The 20420-nt window shown below is 42.8% G+C and carries 15 protein-coding genes, 1 pseudogene and 1 other annotated feature; of the genes and pseudogenes, 3 read left to right on the top strand and 13 right to left on the bottom strand.

All coding sequences use genetic code 11. The features are described from left to right. Positions 1-102 precede the first annotated feature (102 nt). The 11 genes from ACTNC6_RS04470 to ACTNC6_RS04420 all read right to left on the bottom strand — a co-directional run bounded on the left by ACTNC6_RS04470 (position 103) and on the right by ACTNC6_RS04420 (position 13176). On the bottom strand, positions 103-636 hold the full coding sequence (locus ACTNC6_RS04470; RefSeq protein WP_330699344.1) for a YdcF family protein: 534 nt from the start codon (positions 634-636) through the stop codon (positions 103-105). Further along, positions 575-1090: an SEC-C metal-binding domain-containing protein gene (locus ACTNC6_RS04465; RefSeq protein ID WP_019162367.1), complete on the bottom strand. Its 516-nt coding sequence runs from the start codon at positions 1088-1090 to the stop codon at positions 575-577. Before ACTNC6_RS04465 ends, ACTNC6_RS04470 begins: the two co-directional genes overlap by 62 nt. Positions 1091-1307: 217 nt before the next feature. Further along, positions 1308-2132 carry an HAD family hydrolase gene (locus ACTNC6_RS04460; protein ID WP_303242006.1) on the bottom strand — a complete coding sequence of 275 codons (825 nt, stop codon included), beginning with the start codon at positions 2130-2132 and terminating at the stop codon, positions 1308-1310. A 100-nt stretch (positions 2133-2232) separates the two neighbouring features. Next, complete coding sequence (locus ACTNC6_RS04455; RefSeq protein ID WP_441032752.1) at positions 2233-3513, bottom strand: adenylosuccinate synthase; 1281 nt, start codon at positions 3511-3513, stop codon at positions 2233-2235. A 33-nt stretch (positions 3514-3546) separates the two neighbouring features. Continuing rightward, positions 3547-4980 carry an adenylosuccinate lyase gene (gene purB, locus ACTNC6_RS04450; RefSeq protein WP_019162370.1) on the bottom strand — a complete coding sequence of 478 codons (1434 nt, stop codon included), beginning with the start codon at positions 4978-4980 and terminating at the stop codon, positions 3547-3549. An 85-nt stretch (positions 4981-5065) separates the two neighbouring features. Then, positions 5066-5752: an amino acid ABC transporter ATP-binding protein gene (locus tag ACTNC6_RS04445; RefSeq protein WP_173743255.1), complete on the bottom strand. Its 687-nt coding sequence runs from the start codon at positions 5750-5752 to the stop codon at positions 5066-5068. 50 nt (positions 5753-5802) lie between these two features. Then, the gene (locus ACTNC6_RS04440; protein WP_173743256.1) at positions 5803-6453 is read right to left on the bottom strand and encodes an amino acid ABC transporter permease; all 651 of its coding nucleotides are present in this window, start codon (positions 6451-6453) and stop codon (positions 5803-5805) included. Positions 6454-6564: 111 nt separating this feature from the next. After that, positions 6565-7434, bottom strand: coding sequence for an amino acid ABC transporter substrate-binding protein (locus ACTNC6_RS04435; protein ID WP_441032746.1), 870 nt, complete (start codon positions 7432-7434; stop codon positions 6565-6567). A gap of 134 nt (positions 7435-7568) precedes the next feature. After that, a complete protein-coding gene (locus ACTNC6_RS04430) occupies positions 7569-8351 on the bottom strand; it encodes a hypothetical protein (RefSeq protein ID WP_441032743.1) in 783 nt (260 codons plus the stop codon). 13 nt (positions 8352-8364) lie between these two features. Beyond that, positions 8365-9612, bottom strand: coding sequence for a DUF5716 family protein (locus ACTNC6_RS04425; protein ID WP_441043311.1), 1248 nt, complete (start codon positions 9610-9612; stop codon positions 8365-8367). Between the two features lie 18 nt (positions 9613-9630). Beyond that, positions 9631-13176, bottom strand: coding sequence for a DUF5717 family protein (locus ACTNC6_RS04420; RefSeq protein WP_441043310.1), 3546 nt, complete (start codon positions 13174-13176; stop codon positions 9631-9633). A 195-nt stretch (positions 13177-13371) separates the two neighbouring features. Between ACTNC6_RS04420 and ACTNC6_RS04415 the strand changes: the two genes are divergently transcribed. Beyond that, complete coding sequence (locus ACTNC6_RS04415) at positions 13372-14181, top strand: transglutaminase domain-containing protein (RefSeq protein WP_441043309.1); 810 nt, start codon at positions 13372-13374, stop codon at positions 14179-14181. 116 nt (positions 14182-14297) lie between these two features. Here ACTNC6_RS04415 and ACTNC6_RS04410 read toward each other — a convergent pair whose 3' ends face one another. Next, complete coding sequence (locus tag ACTNC6_RS04410) at positions 14298-15041, bottom strand: aldo/keto reductase (protein WP_441043308.1); 744 nt, start codon at positions 15039-15041, stop codon at positions 14298-14300. A 113-nt stretch (positions 15042-15154) separates the two neighbouring features. Further along, positions 15155-15373 (top strand) — a binding site (T-box leader). Positions 15374-15521: 148 nt separating this feature from the next. Here ACTNC6_RS04410 and thrS point away from each other — a divergent pair. Both thrS and ACTNC6_RS04400 read left to right on the top strand, forming a co-directional pair. Beyond that, complete coding sequence (thrS, locus tag ACTNC6_RS04405) at positions 15522-17483, top strand: threonine--tRNA ligase (protein ID WP_441043307.1); 1962 nt, start codon at positions 15522-15524, stop codon at positions 17481-17483. A gap of 104 nt (positions 17484-17587) precedes the next feature. After that, positions 17588-18948, top strand: a pseudogene (locus ACTNC6_RS04400) (MATE family efflux transporter). Between the two features lie 109 nt (positions 18949-19057). Here ACTNC6_RS04400 and ACTNC6_RS04395 read toward each other — a convergent pair. Further along, positions 19058-20107, bottom strand: a complete 1050-nt coding sequence (locus tag ACTNC6_RS04395; protein ID WP_441043306.1) for an NAD(P)H-dependent flavin oxidoreductase — start codon at positions 20105-20107, stop codon at positions 19058-19060. Positions 20108-20420: the final 313 nt, after the last annotated feature.

Raw genomic sequence — 20420 nt, 5'->3', positions numbered from 1 at the left:
TTTATCGCAGGAATACGACAGAAAACGGCATAAAAAAACAGCAGCAGCAAATCCCGAAGTATCTGCTGCTACCGTATTTTGCTGTTACTGTTTCTGATTTTTCTACCAGTTTCCCAAAAGCTTATCCTTTAAAATCGCCAGTATTTCCCTTGGAATATAAATCAAAAGTCTCCAGGAACTATATCTGGAAGGTATGGGATATGCTTCACGGAATCCACATTTTCGGGCTATGGCTGTGCCGCGGAATACATGAAAATTATTTGTCACTACTCCCACTGAATGGTCTGCTCCGATCAGTTCTCTGCTGAAACGCAGATTTTCTGCAGTACTGACAGATCGTTCTTCCAGAAAAAGACGTTCCGGTGCAATTCCATGCTCTGTCAGATAATGATACATTGCCCTGGCCTCTGTGATCAGTTCGCCTTCCCCCTGACCTCCTGACAGAACAGCCTTCGTCTCCGGATGATCCTCCAGATACTGCAAAGCCCTTCTGGTTCGTTCCAGAAGGGCTAATGTAAGCCGGGTACCATCTACATGGGCACCCAGGACAATAATATATTCCACGTCAGGCTGCTTACGCATTTCTTCCGCAGCAGTATTTGTATTTCTTTCCACTGCCGCATGGACACGGATCATTACGTCCAATCTTATGTGCTTTTACCACTGTACCGGATTTCTTCTGCTCCAGATACAGTTCTTTTCTCTTCTCAGGTGTGAAAATTGCATCCCACTGAGGCAGTTCATAGAGCCAGTCTGCTCTTGCATCTACCATATTTTTGTACAGAAGCTCTTTGTCAAAGCAAAGAGATACCTTTGTATTCTCGTCCATTGTCTCAATAGGGTTCGGAATCTTAAGACTGTCATTGATACCATCCAGGAAACCTACCATTGTGAGAACTTCCAGACCATATTTGTCAGCCAGTTCTTTAACAGTACCGGTTACCACTTCGTCCGGATTAGCAAGAAGTTTTTCATAAATACCTTTTTCAATATTAAAATAATTTGCCCAGAATCTCTGAAGTTTATTACGGTCTGCCTGCTGGTCATAGGCGATGGAACGCCACTGCTCTAAAATTGTTTTATCGCTCATTTCCTTAATCCTCTTTTCCGTTTAGGTAATACGCCTGTGAAAGTATCTGAACGAATATATTCCCCACAAGCTTTTATATTATATCATCTTTTTTTCCAAAATACAAATCCTATTGTTTATATTTTTGGTGAAATTTTCGTAAATAGTGTTACTGTTCACTCCGTTCTCAGTAACCGTAAATAATCTTTTCTTCTGCCGAAAACAAAACCAGTACTTTCTACTTTACTCCCAGTTTCTCCAGTTCTGCTGTTCCCTGCTTAAAGGAATGGAATTGAATAGCATGAATTCCAAACTTCTCTGCAGCTTCACAATTTTCTTTTCTGTCATCCAGAAAAACAGATTTCTCAGGCTCCAGATGATAACGTTCGATCAAAGTCCGGTATATTTCCGGTTCTGGTTTGATCTGCTTTACATCACAGGAGAAAACCGCTCCGTCTACATATTTCAGGAACGTAAGTTTCTGTTTTGTCATTCGCATGGTCTCATTTCCATAATTAGATAAAATATAGACTTTATATCCCTTATCTTTCAGATAGCGCACCCAGGTATCTGCATACTCCATCTTTTCAATAGTTTTACCGGAGTCCTTCATTACAGCCCGGATTTCCGCTTCACAGTCCGGCGCTGCTTTCACCATCTGATTCACATAATATTCTTCCTCATAGCTTCCCCGGTCACGTTCATTCCATGTATCACTGAGAAATACAGCTTTTGCGATCTTATCCCTTTTCTCCGGTGTAAATCCAAAGCTGTCTAGATAGGCCTCCCACTCAAATTTAACCAGCACCTTACCTACATCAAAAATAATATTTTCCACCACTGAATTCCTCTCTTTCTTTTTGTCACGGTCCAGTATCCTGTAAACCATCCACATTGCATAGGCAAGAACAGGGACAATAATGGCAACTCCAATTGCTGCCCTGAAATAATTACCAGCATTTTCGCCCTTGCCAAAAGCAAAAAACATGGGCATGCACGCTGCCAGAAGCAGGACAATAATGGCAATCCATGCTCCAATCTGTTTCTTTTTATTATTTTTCATTTTATACCTCTCCAAGATAAAGATAAGGCTGCCGCAAAAAATCTGTGATCTGCGACAGCCTTTCCTGGTTATTGGTTGCAGCTTTCAGCAACCCACATTTTTATTTATTTCTGTAGATAATATCGTCTCTTCCAGGTCCGTTGGAAATCATAGTGATGGGGAATCCAATCTGTTTTTCTACAAATTCAATATAATTTCTGCAGTTCTCAGGCAGATCCTCATATTTTTTGATTCCACGGATATCACATTTCCATCCTGGCAGTTTCTCCAGAACAGGTTTTGCTTTCTCAAGCTTTACAGTAGTCGGGAAATCAGTGGTAATCTCACCGTCAATATCATATGCAGTACAAACCGGTATCTCATCCAGATATCCCAGAACATCCAGTACTGTAAATGCTACATCTGTAGTTCCCTGCATACGGCATCCGTATTTGGAAGCAACACAGTCAAACCATCCCATACGTCTCGGACGTCCTGTAGTAGCACCAAACTCACCGCCGTCACCACCGCGTTTTCTCAGCTCATCTGCCTCTTCCCCGAAAATTTCAGAAACAAATGCTCCTGCTCCTACTGCACTGGAATAAGCCTTGCATACAGTAACGATTTCCTTAATTTCGTATGGTGGAAGACCTGCTCCTACTGCACCATATCCTGCCAGTGTAGAAGAAGAAGTAACCATTGGATAAATTCCATGATCAGGATCCTTCAGAGAACCAAGCTGTCCCTCAAGAAGAACCTCTTTTCCCTCTTTCAATGCATTCCACAGATAAAGAGAAACATCACATACATATGGCTCAACCATTTTCTTATATTCCATCATTTCTTCAAAAAGCTTCTCAGGATCAAGAAGTGGTTTATGATATAAATGCTCCAGTAAAACATTCTTAGTCTCGCATACACTTGCCAGCTTCTCTTTCAGATGCTCTTCATCAAAAAGCTCGCTGACCTGGAAACCAATCTTTGCGTATTTGTCTGAATAAAACGGTGCAATACCGGATTTAGTGGATCCAAAAGATTTACCGCCCAGACGTTCCTCCTCATACTGGTCAAAAAGGATATGATAAGGCATTACCATCTGCGCTCTCTCAGAAATAAGGATCTTCGGAGCCGGTACCCCTCTGCTTACTATTTCATTATATTCCTTGAAAAATACCGGAATATTTAAAGCTACACCATTACCGATCACACTTGTTGTGTGATCATAGAATACACCTGACGGAAGGGTATGAAGGGCAAATTTACCATAATTATTTACGATAGTATGACCTGCATTTGCTCCGCCCTGAAATCTTACAATAATATCCGCTTTCTGGGCAAGCATATCAGTAATCTTACCTTTACCCTCGTCACCCCAGTTAGCACCTACAACCGCTTTTACCATAATCTGCTATTCCTCCTGAAATCTGTATAATTATCAAACGTTGATTTCTGCTTTAATTCCCAACATATCCTTATGAGCATCAAGAATGGGCTGAACCACTTTGCTCACAAATTTCTCTGTCTGCTCCTTGGCACGTCCCACATATTTTGTGGGATCCATGGATTTCTGAAGATCCTCAAGTGTCAGATTAAATGCAGGATCTGCCGCAATCAACTCAAGAAGATTATTATCCTTGCCCTCTACCTTTACGGTCTTCCCGGCTTCCATGGAAAGCTCACGGATACGTTCATGAAGTTCCTGACGGTCTCCGCCTGCCTTTACTGCATCCATCATGATATTCTCAGTAGCCATGAATGGAAGCTCTGCCATCATATGTTTCTCAATAACTTTAGGATATACCACCAGTCCATCCACTACATTGAGGCACAGATCCAGGATTCCGTCAATTGCCAGAAATCCTTCCGGAATACTCAGACGCTTGTTTGCTGAATCATCCAGTGTTCTCTCAAACCACTGAGTTGCAGATGTGATTGCAGGGTTCAGAGCATCTACCATCACATATCTGGAAAGAGATGCAATACGTTCACTTCTCATAGGATTTCTCTTATATGCCATTGCAGAAGAACCGATCTGTGATTTTTCAAAAGGCTCCTCTACTTCCTTCAGATGCTGAAGGAGACGGATATCATTTGACATCTTATGTGCACTTGCTGCAATTCCGGCAAGAATATTGGCAACACGGGTGTCTACCTTACGGGAATAGGTCTGTCCGGATACCGGATAGCATTCCTTAAATCCCATCTTCTCTGCGATCATAGGATCAATCTTGTCAATGGTCTCCTGGTCTCCGTCAAAAAGCTCAAGGAAGCTTGCCTGTGTACCTGTAGTTCCCTTGGAGCCAAGAAGCTTCATTGTACTTAACACGTACTCCAGATCCTCCAGGTCAAGTAAAAACTCCTGAGTCCATAATGTTGCACGCTTTCCTACAGTAGTAGGCTGCGCAGGCTGGAAATGTGTGAAAGCCAGGGTCGGCTGTGCCTTGTATTTGTCTGCAAAAGCAGCAAGCTCTGCGATAACATTGACCAGCTTTTTGCGTACAAGCTTCAGGGCTTCTGTCATCACAATAATATCTGTATTGTCACCTACATAACAGGAGGTAGCTCCCAGATGGATGATGCCCTTTGCTTTCGGGCACTGTACACCGTATGCATATACATGAGACATAACATCATGGCGTACCTGACGTTCTCTCTCTCTGGCAACCTCATAATTAATATCTTCTGCATGAGCCTTCAGCTCATCGATCTGCTCCTGTGTAATGTTAAGACCAAGCTCCTTCTCTGTCTCTGCAAGTGCGATCCAGAGCTTTCTCCAGGTACGGAATTTCATATCCGGAGAAAAGATATACTGCATTTCTTTGCTGGCATAACGTTCTGATAAAGGACTTACATATCTGTCTGTACTCATCATTCACTCTCCTGTTTTTTAGTAGGATGGTTTTCATCCTTTGAAATTATATAACATCATTCCCCTAAAAGCAACCACAAAAACCTTATCCCTGATGGAATTTGCCAAGAAACTCCTTCATTCGCACATGATCTGAGGCAAAAACCTCCTGCGGAGTTCCTTCTACTGCGATCAGCCCCTTGTCCATGAAAATAATATGATCCGAAATGTCCCTTGCAAAAGTCATCTCATGAGTAACGATCACCATGGTGATATGCTCCGCTGCCAGATCTCTGATTACCTTCAGGATCTCACCTGTAAGCTCAGGATCCAATGCTGAAGTAGGCTCATCAAAAAACAGGATCTTTGGATTCATACAAAGAGCTCTGGCAATGGATACACGCTGCTGCTGTCCGCCCGACAGCTGGAATGGGTAAGCATTCTCCCTGTCAGAAAGCCCCATCTGCTTTAATAGTTTTCTTGCCTGGGCATACACTTCATCCTTTTTTCTTTTCTGCACCTTGATAGGAGCATCTGTAATATTCTTCAATACAGAAAAATGTGGAAACAGATTAAAATTCTGGAAGACCAGCCCCACATCCCCCTGTTTGATAATTTCACCGCTGTCCGGTGTCTCAAGTCCTGTAGCACACCGAAGAAGTGTAGATTTACCGGAACCGGAAGGTCCGATAATACTCAAAACTTCTCCCTCCTCCACCTCAAGGGAAATATCTTTCAAAACTTCAAGGCTTCCGAAGCTTTTTTTAATATGCTTCATTTCAAATAACTTCATATATTTTCCTCTTATCTATCAGCTTCCTGACAATTCTGCCATCTGCTCTGTTAACGGTAATAATTTAGTTTCTTCTCAATTTTGTCCATTACAATTGCCACCAGCAGATTAAATACAAAATAGAATACTGCTGCAATCACAAAAGGCATCATAGTGGTCTGAGCACTGGCAATCTGTTTGGCAATGGTAAACATTTCCGCTACTGCAACCACAAAGGCCAGTGAGGTATCCTTTACCAGTGTGATCACTTCATTTGTCACAGCCGGAAGAATTCTCTTGATCACCTGGGGCAGAATAATTCTGAAAAATGTCTGCATCTTATTATATCCCAGAATTTTGGCTGCTTCATACTGACCTGCAGAAATGGATTCAATTCCACCTCTGTAAATTTCTGCAAAATATGCCGCATAGTTAATGCTGAAAGCAATAAACACTGCGATCAGGCTGTAGCCCATGGAAATACGGATGCCAAAAATAAAATAAGGTCCAAAATATACCACCATCAGCTGAAGCATTAAAGGTGTTCCACGCATAATGGAAATATATGCAGATACAATCCCCCGCATCACCGGATTCTTCGACATTCTGCCAAAACAGATCAAAAGTCCCAGTGGCAGGGAAAACAACAGTGTCACAACAAAAATTTCCACAGATACCACCATACCACTGGCAAGCTGTTGAAGCATCACGCTTATTGACATATAAGTTTCCTCCTGAAATAAAATATATCCTGTACAGTACGAAAGGGACTGTCACAGCAAAAATGCTTTCTGCCGTAATAGCCCCGTTCCTTTATTTATTTAACACAACTATTATTCTGCTTTTGCTTCTTCTGTAGGAGTAGCTTCAGCCTCTTCGGTTTCATCCTCAGCTGCGTCCTTCTCTTCCTCTCCACCAATGCAAAGCATATCTGCTACTTCATATTTCTCAGCAAGCTTATCTACCTCACCTGCATCATAAAGCTTCAGAACTTCATTCCATACCGTATCCTTCAGTTCGTCATTGCCTTTCTTGAAACCAATGCCGTACTGCTCACTCTGAATCGGCTCGTCCATGATCACATATTTGCCTTCTTCTCTCTGGGAAAGCTGATATTTGGCAACACCGATATCTACTGCAATGGCATCTGCTGCACCGGAATCCAAATTCATAAATGCTGTATTATAATCAGGATTCTCTGTAAGTGACCCAAAGCTTGCTGTCAGATCCTTGTTATCATCATTGTTCAGTGCATCCAAAGCTGCAGAAGCCGCCTGCACAACTACATTCTTACCTGCCAGATCTGTCAGCTTCTCAATACCGGAATCTGCGGAAACAACCATTACCTGCTCATTGTTCAGGTATGGATCAGACCAGGTATAATCATCCTCACGTCCATTGATCGTGAAACCATTCCAGATACAGTCAATGGATCCTGAATTCAGTTCCATATCCTTGGAATCCCAGTTGATCGGTTTTTTGACCAGTTCCCATCCAAGATTATCACAGACTTCCTGTGCAAGATCAAGGTCAAAGCCTACATATTCTCCATTATCATCCTTATATCCAAAAGGAGGATACTCTGCATCAAAACCAACTGTTAAAGTTTTATTCTCAGCATCTGCATATACAGAAACAACACCAGCCATAAGAGAAGCTGCCATTGCACCGGCCATAAGTACTGCTAATGTTCTCTTTTTCATGATAAACATCTCCTCTTCATCTATTTTTCTTTATCACGCAGTCACTCTACCACGTGAAAGTATGTGTTTATCCTAACATAAGCCCACATGGCTGTCAACCCTTCTTTTTTAAATAGTCAGAGGATTTTGTTGTATCAGGAACCTGTACTCCTGTGATATCCTGCAGTAAGCTTTGCAAGCGTACTGTCCACATCCTTTTCTTCCAAGGCAGGTTCGGGAACAGCAGCAAATTGTTTCAAAGCATTCTGTATATCCTCTTTGATCTCATCTGTCACATCAAGTCTGACCAGTTCCTTTTCATACTCAGCCCCGGAACGGATGCTCCGGTATGACAACAGATATGCCTTTAATTCTTTCGGAGATTGCGTCTTTTCCCATGCGTGATAAAAACACTCCATGGCTTTCTCCATCTGAAAAAGATAGCTGTAGGCGCATCCCAGGTTATGCCATACATCGGACACAAATCCCTTCCTCTGCTCCTCCAGATCTGTCCTCTCAAGAAGCTTCTGATATACCCGGATAGCATTTACATACATTCCGTTTTCCATCAGGGAATCTCCCTTTTGCTTCTGACGCATATCTGCACTTTCCTTACTTATCAGCACCAGTCTGCTGTTAAGTGCTTTTAATTCCTCATAAGTAAGATAATTAATTTCCTTAAATACCGGATAGATCACATCATCTACATGGATATCCTGTCCCAGAAATTGCCTGATCTTTGCTGCCAGCCCGGGCAGATTCAATTCTTCTCCTATCCAGATACAAAGCTCCTCATTGATGATGGTTTTATCTATCAGATAAAGGTTATGGTACAGATAGTAGCAAAGCTCTTCTACAGAATAAATATTCGTACTGATATTCTCTATAAAATACGGACGCTCTGCTTTTTTTGTCTGGCATAAAATATATCCACTCATCTGTCTGTCTCCTTTACCATTCTACTGTCTCTGTCCATACCTTACCGCAGGACGGAAACAATTCTCCAAATCCCAGATCCTTCACTGTTACTTTACACTCTTTTGGAGAAATATACTGCAATTCCAGATACAGCCGCGTGGTTTTGTTTGGACGCCTTGGAATTCCCGGAAGCATCATGCCCACACGTCTTTTCTCCGGCCTGTCAAAAGTACTCACAACAAACACCAGCTCTTCCGTATTATCCAGGATCAGTTCACAGGATGCCTTGCAGTCATACCAGTTGTTTCCTGCTTCGATCAGAGGATAATACGCCGGAGAACCCATAACACGCATCTCCATTCCCACATCTGCCATAACAAGAGAATCACTGAGAAAACGGTATCCTTTTAACGCTTTATCTTCCAGTTTTTCCTTACCTGCAGCACAGGCCCCTTTGGCAAACAGATTATTTCCATAAAATACCTTACGTTTCTGATAGCAAAGAATTTTTATGGACTGTCTGGCCCAATCCTGTGAGAAGCCTCTGCCTGTGATCTGAATGCTGGAATATAAATCCCTGCCCAGGGTTTGCTGGACAAATTTACAGAATTCAATATCTCTTTCCTCATCATTGACCGGAAGTGCCCTGACAACAGGTTCTTCCAGTCTGACAGATACCGGTTTCGTACTTCCGTTCAAGGTCAGTTTCCGGAAAGACACATTTTCCGGAGTGAACGCGTACCAGGCAACACTGCGGTTCCAGGTTTCCCTCTTCTGTGAAAGCGCATAATAATAAAAGCTTTCCCCGTAATCCTGAAGCATATATTTTCCTTCCGGAAATCCCATGGACGAAAACGCCTTCCGAAAATTCTCCACCTGGATATTTCCCAGATCCTCCAGTGTAACTACAATACATTTCGTATTTTTTACCAGCTCAGTGATACCGAGAAACTTCAGGATTCCTTTCAAAAATTCAGCCAGCAGCTCCCAGGGCTCATATTCCTGTCCTTCTACCACTACGGAATCCTTTTTTTCGCAGATTCCGTAGAGATCATGGATCATAATTCCTCCCTTTTCCCTGGCAAAATACTCTGCTTCCAGTCCTACACAGTAATCCTTCTGCTCTGTTCTCCTGCACAGGCAGGTAGGTGCCTCATACTGGCTTCCTCCCACCTTCATGGAAAGAGAACGTGGTTCCTCTCCTTTACGGTCATAATAACAAATCTGGGAATATTCTCTGCCAAAATCAATTCCCACGATCAAATCACGGATTTCGTTCATCTGTTTCTCCTGTCTTTCCTATTTTCCAGATTCCTTTTCAATGGAAAACATACTCTTCACATACTGCTCCTGACGAAGATATTTTTTCAGCTGAGTCATTACCTCCTGGCTGTTATCCAATCTGCGGGCAGAAAGCATCTGATTGATCAGCTGATATTTGCTCACCGGAATGCCCTCAACCTTGTCCATGGTGATCACACGCTCCTGAGTCTGCCAGGTTTTTTCCCCCAGCTCAGCCTTAAAATAGTAATGCAGAGTTTCACCGTAAAACAGCGTAAAGGTTTTGGTAAAAATTCCCTCATACAGATTACGCAGGGGCTCCATCTGATATTTCAGTTCTCCGCCCAGCCCAGCATCCAGAGCATAATAAAGAGTCACCTTTCCGGCCGGATCTGTATGGTACTCTACAAAGGTTTTATCATCCAGCTGATAAGGGCTCAGCATGGACGCCGGAAGCCTTTTAAAAAATGCAAATTTCAGATTTTTCTTCATACATTTCTGCAAAATCTCTTTTTCCAGGGCCAGCTGATCCTGACTTGGATTCTTCTCTCTGGAAAGTGACTCAAAGAGGGCCAGGCTGCAGATAAAATTCACCGGCCATTTCTGCCTGCAGGCAGTCTCCAGTTCATTGCGCACAAAAATACTCATAGGATATTCCCGCACAAACACGCCATAAGCAATCTGTGTCAGGTAGGCACCAATCAGATATTCTTTGCCAGCATGCTTTACATAATCCTCCAGGATTTTCTCCCCTTCTTTACGATAATCAGAAGTAAACATCAGAAGTCCCAGAAGCTTTTCTTCCAATTCATAGGTATCCATATCAAAGCCATGAGCACTTTTCCACACTGACAGCAGCTCATCCAATGGTCCAAATCGATAATCCATAAGATATTTCAGGATCACCTCATCATATTTTCCCATTCTGTATACATCTGAGGCCAGAGCCAGAAGCTCTTCATCCTCAGCCATCTCACATTTGGTAAGCATTCTGCTGGTAAGCCTCAGCAGGCTTTCCGGTCGGATTCCCTCATATCCGGATTCCTCGATCACAGACATGGCCTGAGAATAAAGCCCCCTGGATATCAGCACCTCCAGAAGCTGTATCCTGTCTGCTTCCGCATATTCCTGATAATCAAGCTTTTTCAGATATTCCTCCTGATCTCCTGCAGGGTTTTCCTCCCCATAATACTTCAGCAGACTTCTCCGGATTTCTGTCCGGTATCCTTCAGAAAATGCTTTCATCTTGGCAGCTTCCTGATATAATTCCAGATTATCCCTTCCTAACTCTGCATTCACACAGTAATGAAGCAGAACCCCCGGCTCTCTTATGCCCAGGGACAGAACCTTTTCCATAAGCTCCCGTTCATCAAAAAGCTTCTTAACATTGTAATCTACCGTTGCATAATAACGTCTCTGTTTTTCATCCTGGAAAAGGATCACTGCATCCTCTGTATAAATCCTTGGATATGCTACTCCCTGCACACAGGGATAGACTTCCTCCATAGAGAATTTATCATGACGTACGATCACCGTGCGGATTTTTTTATCATCACAGTACAACCTGCAGGTAAACATTTTCCCTGCGATCAGCTCTGCCTGTTCCCTGTTCTCCGGTTCTGTGAGAAATTCCTGATAAAGTACTGCGTAATTCTCATCCATCCGGCCCTCTGCTGCCTTTTTACCGGCAAATTCAGCCATACTCTCCCGATAGTCCCTATAGGTTCCCGGCTGTGCATCTTTATTTCCCACAATACTTGCATAAATAAAGGCTTTTTTATCATCGCCCAGGGAATTATTATTATAGGTAAAATACATCAGAAGAGGCTTTGGCAGCTCTCTCTGATAGGAGGTATCCATCGTTTCCACATAATATTCATACAATCTGGTAAGCCTGAGTCCTCGCTCAACAGCCAGGGCAAACCAGCGGAAATAGATTCGTTCTCTCGGATTTCCCAACATAATATAACGGCAGATTGCTTCCAGGGTATCATCTGCCGGAAAAGCTTCATAACCTGCTGCCAGGGCACGGTACATGCTTGGACAGAAGTTTTTCTCATAACCGGTCAGATAAGCAAAACGCATTACAAGCTCCTCTGTAAGCATTTCTTCTTTTCCTGCCAGGAGGAAAACCTGGGTCCAGAAGCTGCTCATTCTGTGTAACAAAGACATATCTTTACTGATATATTTCCAGGCTTCCAGATAGAGAAGTGGATTGTGACAGCCCTTTTCAAATAATTCCTCCATCATAAACACAGCTCTGGATGGAGAATTCCTAAGCTCCTGATCCACCTGCAGCAGAATCCAGAATAACAGAAAGCTGTCCTCTCTCTGCATGGAGAAATTGCGAAGTCTGCGCACTGCCTGCTCTCTGTCTCTGTATAATCCGGTAAGAGTACAAAGATATAAGTAAGCGCCTGCCATTTCCAGATCCTCCCGCAGGAAGGTCTGATCCTTAAATCTGCGCAGGATTTCCTTTGCCTGTTCTTCTTCTCCCCCCACATGGCAGAGATATGCCTCATACATCTGATATTTTGGATAATTACAGCCTTCTTCCTGAAGCTGGTTCAACAGAAAACGGCTGCTGCTGATCCAGGTGCCCTGCTCCATTTTTCCGCAGGAATATTCCATAAAATCTTTCATTAAAGAAAAAACCTGCTGTTTCTCATGAAGGCTGGTCTTCAGCTGTACCTTAGGACCGCCGGATGCTGTAATTCTGTAAACCAGCTCCTGATAAGGGCTTTTTACATGAATTTCCCCGTACTGCCGTCCCTTCTGTAAAGCTTCTTTGTGGATCACATACTCAACCTGATAATATCCACCGATAAAGTCCTCATCTGTGACTACATACTTCGGCACTTCCAGAAAATCTCCTCTTGCCTCAATGTCCAGTCTTAAATGTCCCCAACCATCCTTATGTACAGGAAAAGACTCTCTCACAGTTTCTGTAATTTCATAAAAACTGTTATGATCAAATTTTAATTCCATGTTTACCGGTTTCTTCCGTCCGGTTCCCACAAGAAACTCCTCAAGATTCTGATAAGTTACAGGCTGTCTGGAAAGCCCCTTATAAAGAGCCAGTTCCTTTGTCCCTGCATTTTTCAGAAGTCTTGGAAATCCAGGATCTGTAAAAAGACGGTAGGCTTCTTTAAAATCCTCTTTTGCAATCTTTACAAAGGAATCCATATCCGTTACAGAACCTGCCACACTGTGCATCTCTTCCTTTTCAGCCTGGATCACAAAGGGAATTCTGTACTCTCCTACATTGGTGGTAAAGCACAGCCAGCCCTCATGTCTGTCACCCGGATTCATTCCTACACCATCCACCCCGTACTGCAGACGTATTGTAGTCCCCGTGAACTGATCTGTTCCCGGAACAACCCGCCTGTTGGAAGATGTAATATATCCACAGATCCTCTGGTTATCTTCTGTCCCGAAATACAGTTCTCCCCTGTATACATCTCCGGCTTTCAGTGTCACTTCAATTTTCTCTTTTGAAAAAAGAAGTCCCGGCTGCTCATATCTGAATTTTCCACTTAAGAGTTCTTCTATCGTCTTTTTCAAGTTGTTCACCTATATTTCCCTGTTCATCATAATTTATCACTGTCAAATAACCTTATCTGTTTATTATACACCACAACCGCAACCTGTGCAATATTTGGCTTGACCGGATGTTTTTAACCTTGCGAACACCTATCATTTCTAATATACTGATACTATAATATCAAGGTCAAAAGACCAGAAAACAGGAGGTGCTCTATGAACAAGAAAAAGTCTTTGCTTTGTCCCTGCATTGTGTTTGCATTTCTCTTTGCCTGTATAATGTTTTCCACCTTTGCCTATGCCAAAGCTGCTCCATGCAATAAATTTGAAAAAAAGGCCAGTGGAAATGTTTATTATTACGACAAAACCGGCAAACGGGTAACAGGTCTTGTCACGATCAAGGGGAAAAAGTACTATTTTGACAGCAAGGGTGTACAACAGAACGGCTGGCAGAAAATCAAGGGAAATTATTATTTCTTCCGGATCAAAAACGGGGCTCAGGCATATATGGTCACCTCCGGAAAAGTCAATCAGATTTCTCTCGCCAAAAACGGAAAAGCCAGATACAACAGCCAGGAGCTGCGTAAATTAAATGTTATGGTATATGCCAATCAGCAAATGAGACAGATCACAAAGAGAAATATGTCCATGCCTGAGAAACTCTGGATTTGTTTTCAGAAAGCCGTCAGCTACAACTATGGTGGAGCAGGCAATGATTTTGCCTACCGTTCTGCTGCTGCCAACTGGGATGTGGGCTATGCTGAAGACATGTTTTACAGAGGCAGAGGCAATTGTTTTGCATTTGCATCCGCTTTTGCCTATCTGGCCAATGCAGTGGGCTATGAAGCCAGTGTAGTTTCCTCAGGCGGGCACGGATGGGCAGAAATCAAGGGGAAGGTTTGTGACCCTGACTGGGCAAAGGTTACCAGGAACATAAAGCTTTACTATCGTATGGATTATAGCCTCAGTGGAATAAACGGAATCCCCCGATATAAAAACAACCGGGCATATGTAAAAATCGTTTAACCGAATATCCACTTGACTCTTTATAAATATTTATCCCAGTACATTGTTTCGCAACAGAAAAATCCGGACAGTCTGCCAGACTTTGCCCGGATTTTTCATTTTCTGTACATATAAAATTACTCCCGATAGTCCTCTGCACGGAAAGGAATCTCAAAGGTTCCCATAGCGTCTTTTAAATCCTCTGTGTTTCGCGGTCCATACAGTGGCAGACACTGAAAATTCTGACAGGTCAGATACCCCAGCACAGCCTGGGTAACAGAAATCCTATACTTTTCCATCAGTTTACTAATGATTCTCATATTATTCAGATTACCTTCCGCATAGTACTCTGAATTTACCACTGCTTCCCGGCCAGCTGCCAGAAGTTTATGAAAAAATCCATTGCATGCTGCAGAATAGGGCATTGCCAGATTTTGTGGATTCTCTTCATGATATCTCTGCATTTCTTTATCCATGATCACCAGAGTATCATCTGCCATAGGTTTCATCCACGGCTCCCCAATATTATATAAAGCTTCGTTTGCCACAAATCCACGGCAGCCTTTAGACGCAGCATAGACATCTGCTTCTTTCATTCTGGCTGTCGTCCAGTTGGAGCAGGCATAATAGCGAATTTTTCCCTGCTTTCTGAAATCCTCCATAATATCGATCAGTTCACTGACCGGCACATCTTCGTTGTCTCTGTGATAAAAATAAATATCAATATAATCTGTTCCCAGCACACGCAGGGATTCTTCCAGGTCATATTTCAGGCAGCTTTCACTTACTCTGGATTTATGCATATCCGGATTCGGTCCTGTCATATCCGGATGTCCGCCTTTACTCACCAGAATAACATCTAATATGTGATGCTCCCTCAAAAATCAATCCCTTACTGTTCATTCCATACTGGCTGCGGCAATGGAATTTGTAATTTAGCAATTGACAAACCTATTTTTCAAGTTTATAATCAGTGGCAGAAAAGATAAGAAAGCTTAAAACGTTGAAGAGAAGAGTAAGCTGAGGAACGTTACAGAGAGAAATGCATTCCGGTGCAAGCATTTCATCGGGAAACAGCCGAAGACCACCTCTGAGTGACTTTAATACAGTCCGGTGATTCCGTTACCATCGAATGAAGTGGTTCTGAATTATTATTTTCAGTCATTCAGAACAACCGGGGTGGAACCGCGAGTAATAATATCTCGTCCCCTACAGTATTTAACCGTACTGTAGGGGATTTTTTTATTCTTTCTTTTCCCCCTTTGCAGTACAAAATACACTGAAAGATGCTCCTCACATCCAAACAGGCAGCCGGACATCTGACAGCATACAAAGAATATATAATAAAGGAGATAATGACCATGATCGTAACATTAAAAGACGGATCAAAAAAAGAATACGCTGAAGCAAAATCAGTCATCGACATTGCTTACGACATCAGCGAAGGCCTTGCACGTGCAGCCTGTGCAGGTGAAGTAAACGGAGAAGTCGTGGACTTAAGAACAGTTCTCGACAGTGACTGCGAATTAAACATCCTGACAGCAAAAGACGAAAAAGGACTTGCAGTTCTCCGTCACACAGCATCCCATGTACTTGCCCAGGCAGTGCAGACATTATATCCAGATGCAAAGGTTGCTATCGGACCTTCTATTGACACAGGATTCTACTATGATTTCGACTGCCCTCCATTCTCCCGTGATGACCTGGATGCAATCGAAAAAGAAATGAAAAAGATCATCAAAAAAGGCGCTAAGATCGAACGCTTCACAAAATCAAGAGAAGATGCCATCGCATACTTCCAAGAAAAAAATGAACCATATAAAGTCGAACTGGTTGAAGACCTTCCTGAAGGCTCCGAAATCTCTTTCTATTCCCAGGGAGACTGGACAGACCTCTGCGCAGGTCCTCACCTTATGAGCGTAAAAGGTGTAAAAGCATTCAAGCTTCTCTCCTCTTCCAGCGCTTACTGGAGAGGCAGCGAAAAGAACGCAATGCTCACACGTATCTACGGAACCGCTTATCCTTCCAAGGACGAACTGAAAGAACATCTGGAACAGATGGAAGAAGCAAAAAGACGTGACCACAACAAGCTTGGCCGTGAAATGAAAATTTTCACAACTGTAGACGTAATCGGACAGGGACTTCCGCTTATCATGCCAAACGGTGTGATCATGATGCAGGAGCTTCAACGCTGGATCGAAGACGAAGAAGCAAAACGCGGATATATCAGAACAAAAACTCCGTTAATGGCAAAGAGCGACCTTTACAAGATTTCCGGACACTGGGATCATTACAAAGACGGTATGTTCGTTCTCGGTGATGAGGAGACTGACAAGGAAGTATTTGCGCTTCGTCCTATGACATGCCCATTCCAGTACTATGTATACAAAGCAGAACAGCACAGCTATCGTGATCTGCCTCTTCGTTACGGCGAAACATCCACTCTGTTCCGTAATGAGGATTCCGGAGAAATGCACGGTCTGACACGTGTACGTCAGTTCACAATCTCCGAGGGGCATCTGATCGTAAGACCTGACCAGATGGTTAAAGAATTCAAAGACTGTATCGCACTTGCACAGTACTGCCTGCAGGTTCTCGGCGTGGAGGAAGACGTAACCTATCATCTTTCCAAATGGGATCCGAACAACAGAGAGAAATACATCGGTGATGCAGAAGTGTGGAATCAGACAGAAGCTCATATCCGCCAGATGCTTGAAGAACTGAACATTCCGTTTACAGAGGATGTTGGAGAGGCTGCTTTCTACGGACCTAAGGTTGATATCAACGCAAAGAACGTATACGGAAAAGAAGATACAATGATCACAATTCAGTGGGATGCTCTTCTTGCTGAACAGTTCGACATGTATTATATCGACGAAAACGGCGAAAAACAGCGTCCATACATCATCCATCGTACATCCATGGGATGCTATGAGAGAACACTGGCATGGCTCATTGAGAAATATGCAGGCATGTTCCCAACATGGCTCTGCCCGGAACAGGTTCGTGTAATCCCGATTTCCGAGAAATTCCACGACTATGCTGCCAAAGTTGAAGCTCAGTTAAAAGAAAACGGAATCCGCTGCTCTGTTGACCAGCGTTCCGAAAAGATGGGTTACAAGATCCGTGAAGCACGTCTTGCAAGAGTTCCATACATGCTCATTGTTGGTGCCAAAGAGGAAGAAGAAGGCAAGGTTTCTGTAAGAAGCCGTTATCTTGGCGACGAAGGAATGAAAGACCTTGGCGAATTCCTTGCATCCATCAAAGAAGAGATCAAAAATAAGACAATCCGCAAGATTGAGGTTCAGGAAGAAAATAAATAAAGCCTGATAGACCATCCCTCTGACTGTCACATATTCCGAAAACCGTTTATGTGGTACTGTCAGAGGGATTTTTCATAATATTATCAGACAGGAGGTTATCATCCATGCAGGATAACAAAAATTTTCTGGGCACAGAACCTGTTGGAAAGCTTCTTTTAAAGCTATCCATTCCAACAGTGATCGCCCAGCTTATCAACATGCTTTATAACATTGTAGACCGTATTTATATCGGCCACATCCCGGGGGAAGGCAGCCTGGCACTTCAGGTGTGGGAGTCTGTATGCCCATCATCATAATCGTCTCCGCATTTGCGGCACTGGTCAGTTCCGGCGGTGCACCAAGGGCTTCTATTTATATGGGAAAACAGGATAATGAATCTGCTGAGAATATATTAGGTAACTGTTTTATTCTTCAGATTATTATCTCTGTTATCCTCACTGCCATTTTACTGATCTGGGGCAGAGATTTATTGCTGGCTTTTGGCGCCAGTGAAAACACCATCAGTTATGCAACCGACTATATGCATATTTATGCTTTTGGTACCTTGTTCGTACAGTTAACCCTTGGTATGAATGCATTTATTACTGCACAGGGATTTACCACATTTTCCATGGTTTCCGTCCTGATCGGTGCTGTCTGTAATATCGTTCTGGATCCTGTGTTTATCTTTGTTTTTCATATGGGGGTACGTGGTGCTGCACTGGCAACTGTTATCTCACAGGCGATTTCCACACTCTGGGTAGTTTCATTCCTCTGCAGCAAAAAGACACTGCTTCACCTCAAGAAAAAGCATCTCCACCTGGAGGCAAAGGTCATTCTTCCCTGTATCGCGCTGGGACTTGCTGCTTTTATCATGCAGTCAAGTGAAAGTATTGTAACTGTTTGCTTTAATTCATCCCTGCTTCGGTACGGCGGTGATATTGCAGTGGGAGCCATGACCATCCTGACCAGTGTTATGCAGTTTGCCATGCTTCCTCTTCAGGGAATCGCGCAGGGAGCACAGCCAATTTCCAGTTATAATTACGGTGCCAAAAATGCAGACAGAGTAAAGAAAACTTTTCGTTTGCTTCTGATCACCTGTCTGTCATATTCTGTACTCCTCTGGGCTGCTGTACAGCTTGTTCCCATAGTATTTGTAAGCATTTTTACTGCTGATACAAATCTTATTGGATTTACTGCACCAATGCTGAAGATTTATCTGGGTGGTCTGTTCCTCTTCGGTATCCAGATTGCCTGTCAGATGACCTTTACCTCACTTGGAAAGGCAGTAAACTCTATTATTGTTGCTGTTGTCCGTAAGTTTGTACTGCTGATCCCGCTGATCTATATTATGCCTCATATGATATCTGATCCAACAACAGGCGTATATATGGCAGAACCCATTGCAGATATTACTGCTGTGATCTTTACCTCTGTTTTATTTGCATTTCAGTTTAAAAAGGCACTGGCAGAAATTCAGAATTAAATACTGTACAAATCCATAATAAGGGGTGAACATTACAAAACGTTCACCCCTTAAATTATGCATTTCTATAGTCAAAGGATATTCACAATCCGCTTCGCTACTTGATTGATTAAAACAAGTCATTAATCACTTCCTGTACTGTCTGCAAACGCTCTGCTTTCCATGCTTTTGCACCACAGAAAAGAAGCCCTTCATCTACATTTCCTTTTACTGCATTGATCAGTCCGTCAGTAATACAGTAGGGTATTTCTTTTGGGCTGCATTTTACGAGACATCCATGACAGGGACTGTGTGGAATCTGTTCGCCGTTCATGACACGGGTCATGAATTTGTTCATAATGGCACGACCTGGCATTCCTACCGGACTTTTTACAATGGCAATGTCGGATTCTTTTGCTTTTAAATGGGCTTCTTTATAGCGGATGTCTGCATCACATTCTTCCGTTGTGATAAAGCGGGTAGCAACCTGAATGCCATCAGCACCAAGATTATCCACTTTTCGGACATCTTCTATGTTATAGATACCACCTGCTACGATCACTGGAATTTCTGTCTCATATTTCTCTGCGTAGCTTTTTACTGTTGCGATGATTTTCTTTATTTCTTCACTGTAGGATTCTTCAGTATATTTCTCCAGCTCTTCTTTATGAAAACCAAGGTGTCCGCCTGCCTGAGGACCTTCGATCACTACCAGATCTGCAGTTCTTTTGTATTTTCTGTCCCAGTATTTCAGGATTACTTTTGCGGATTTGTCTGTAGATACGATGGGTGCAATCTTTGTCAGACTTCCTTTTACCAGTTCCGGAAGCTCTGTGGGAAGTCCCGCACCGGAAATAATGATGTCTGCTCCGGCTTTTACTGCAGCCTTTACGTGAGATGCATATTCTTTCAGTGCAACCATAATATTGTATCCTATGATTCCGTCTTCTGAAATCTCACGGGCTTTTTTCATTTCGCCGGCAATGGCACGTTCGTTGGCTGCCGCCGGATTTCTGTCAAAGTCTTCTTCCCTGTAGCCGATCTGTGCAGTGGAAATAATACCAACTCCTCCTGCTTTCGCAACAGAACCTGCAAGTCTGCCAAGACTGATCCCAACTCCCATTCCTCCCTGAATCAATGGAACTCTTGTGATTTTATCTCCTATTTTGAAATTCTTCATTTTGATTCTTCTCCTATTGTTTTGTTTGCATTTTAAATATTTTGATGCTCAAAGTATATCATAATATTTATTCTTGTCAAGAGAAACCAGTTTATATAGTTTTTAATACTATATGCATAACCGATATCTGTCCTTTTTCCTATAGCAGTCCTAATAAATAATGCATTTAAGACAGTTCATCAGAGTGTGTGAAAGACAAGGAGGATATCTGCAGGCGTGCCGACACACGGCAAAGATATCTGACGCAGAATTTCTCTGCTTTTTTAACCGAAACAGGTAAGTCTCCTGCTTCAATTGCGAATACCCACATGAC

It is taken from the genome of Blautia sp. HCP3S3_C4, from assembly GCF_052064095.1.
Classification (GTDB): domain Bacteria; phylum Bacillota; class Clostridia; order Lachnospirales; family Lachnospiraceae; genus Blautia_A.
This window is presented reverse-complemented; position numbering and strand designations above follow the sequence as displayed.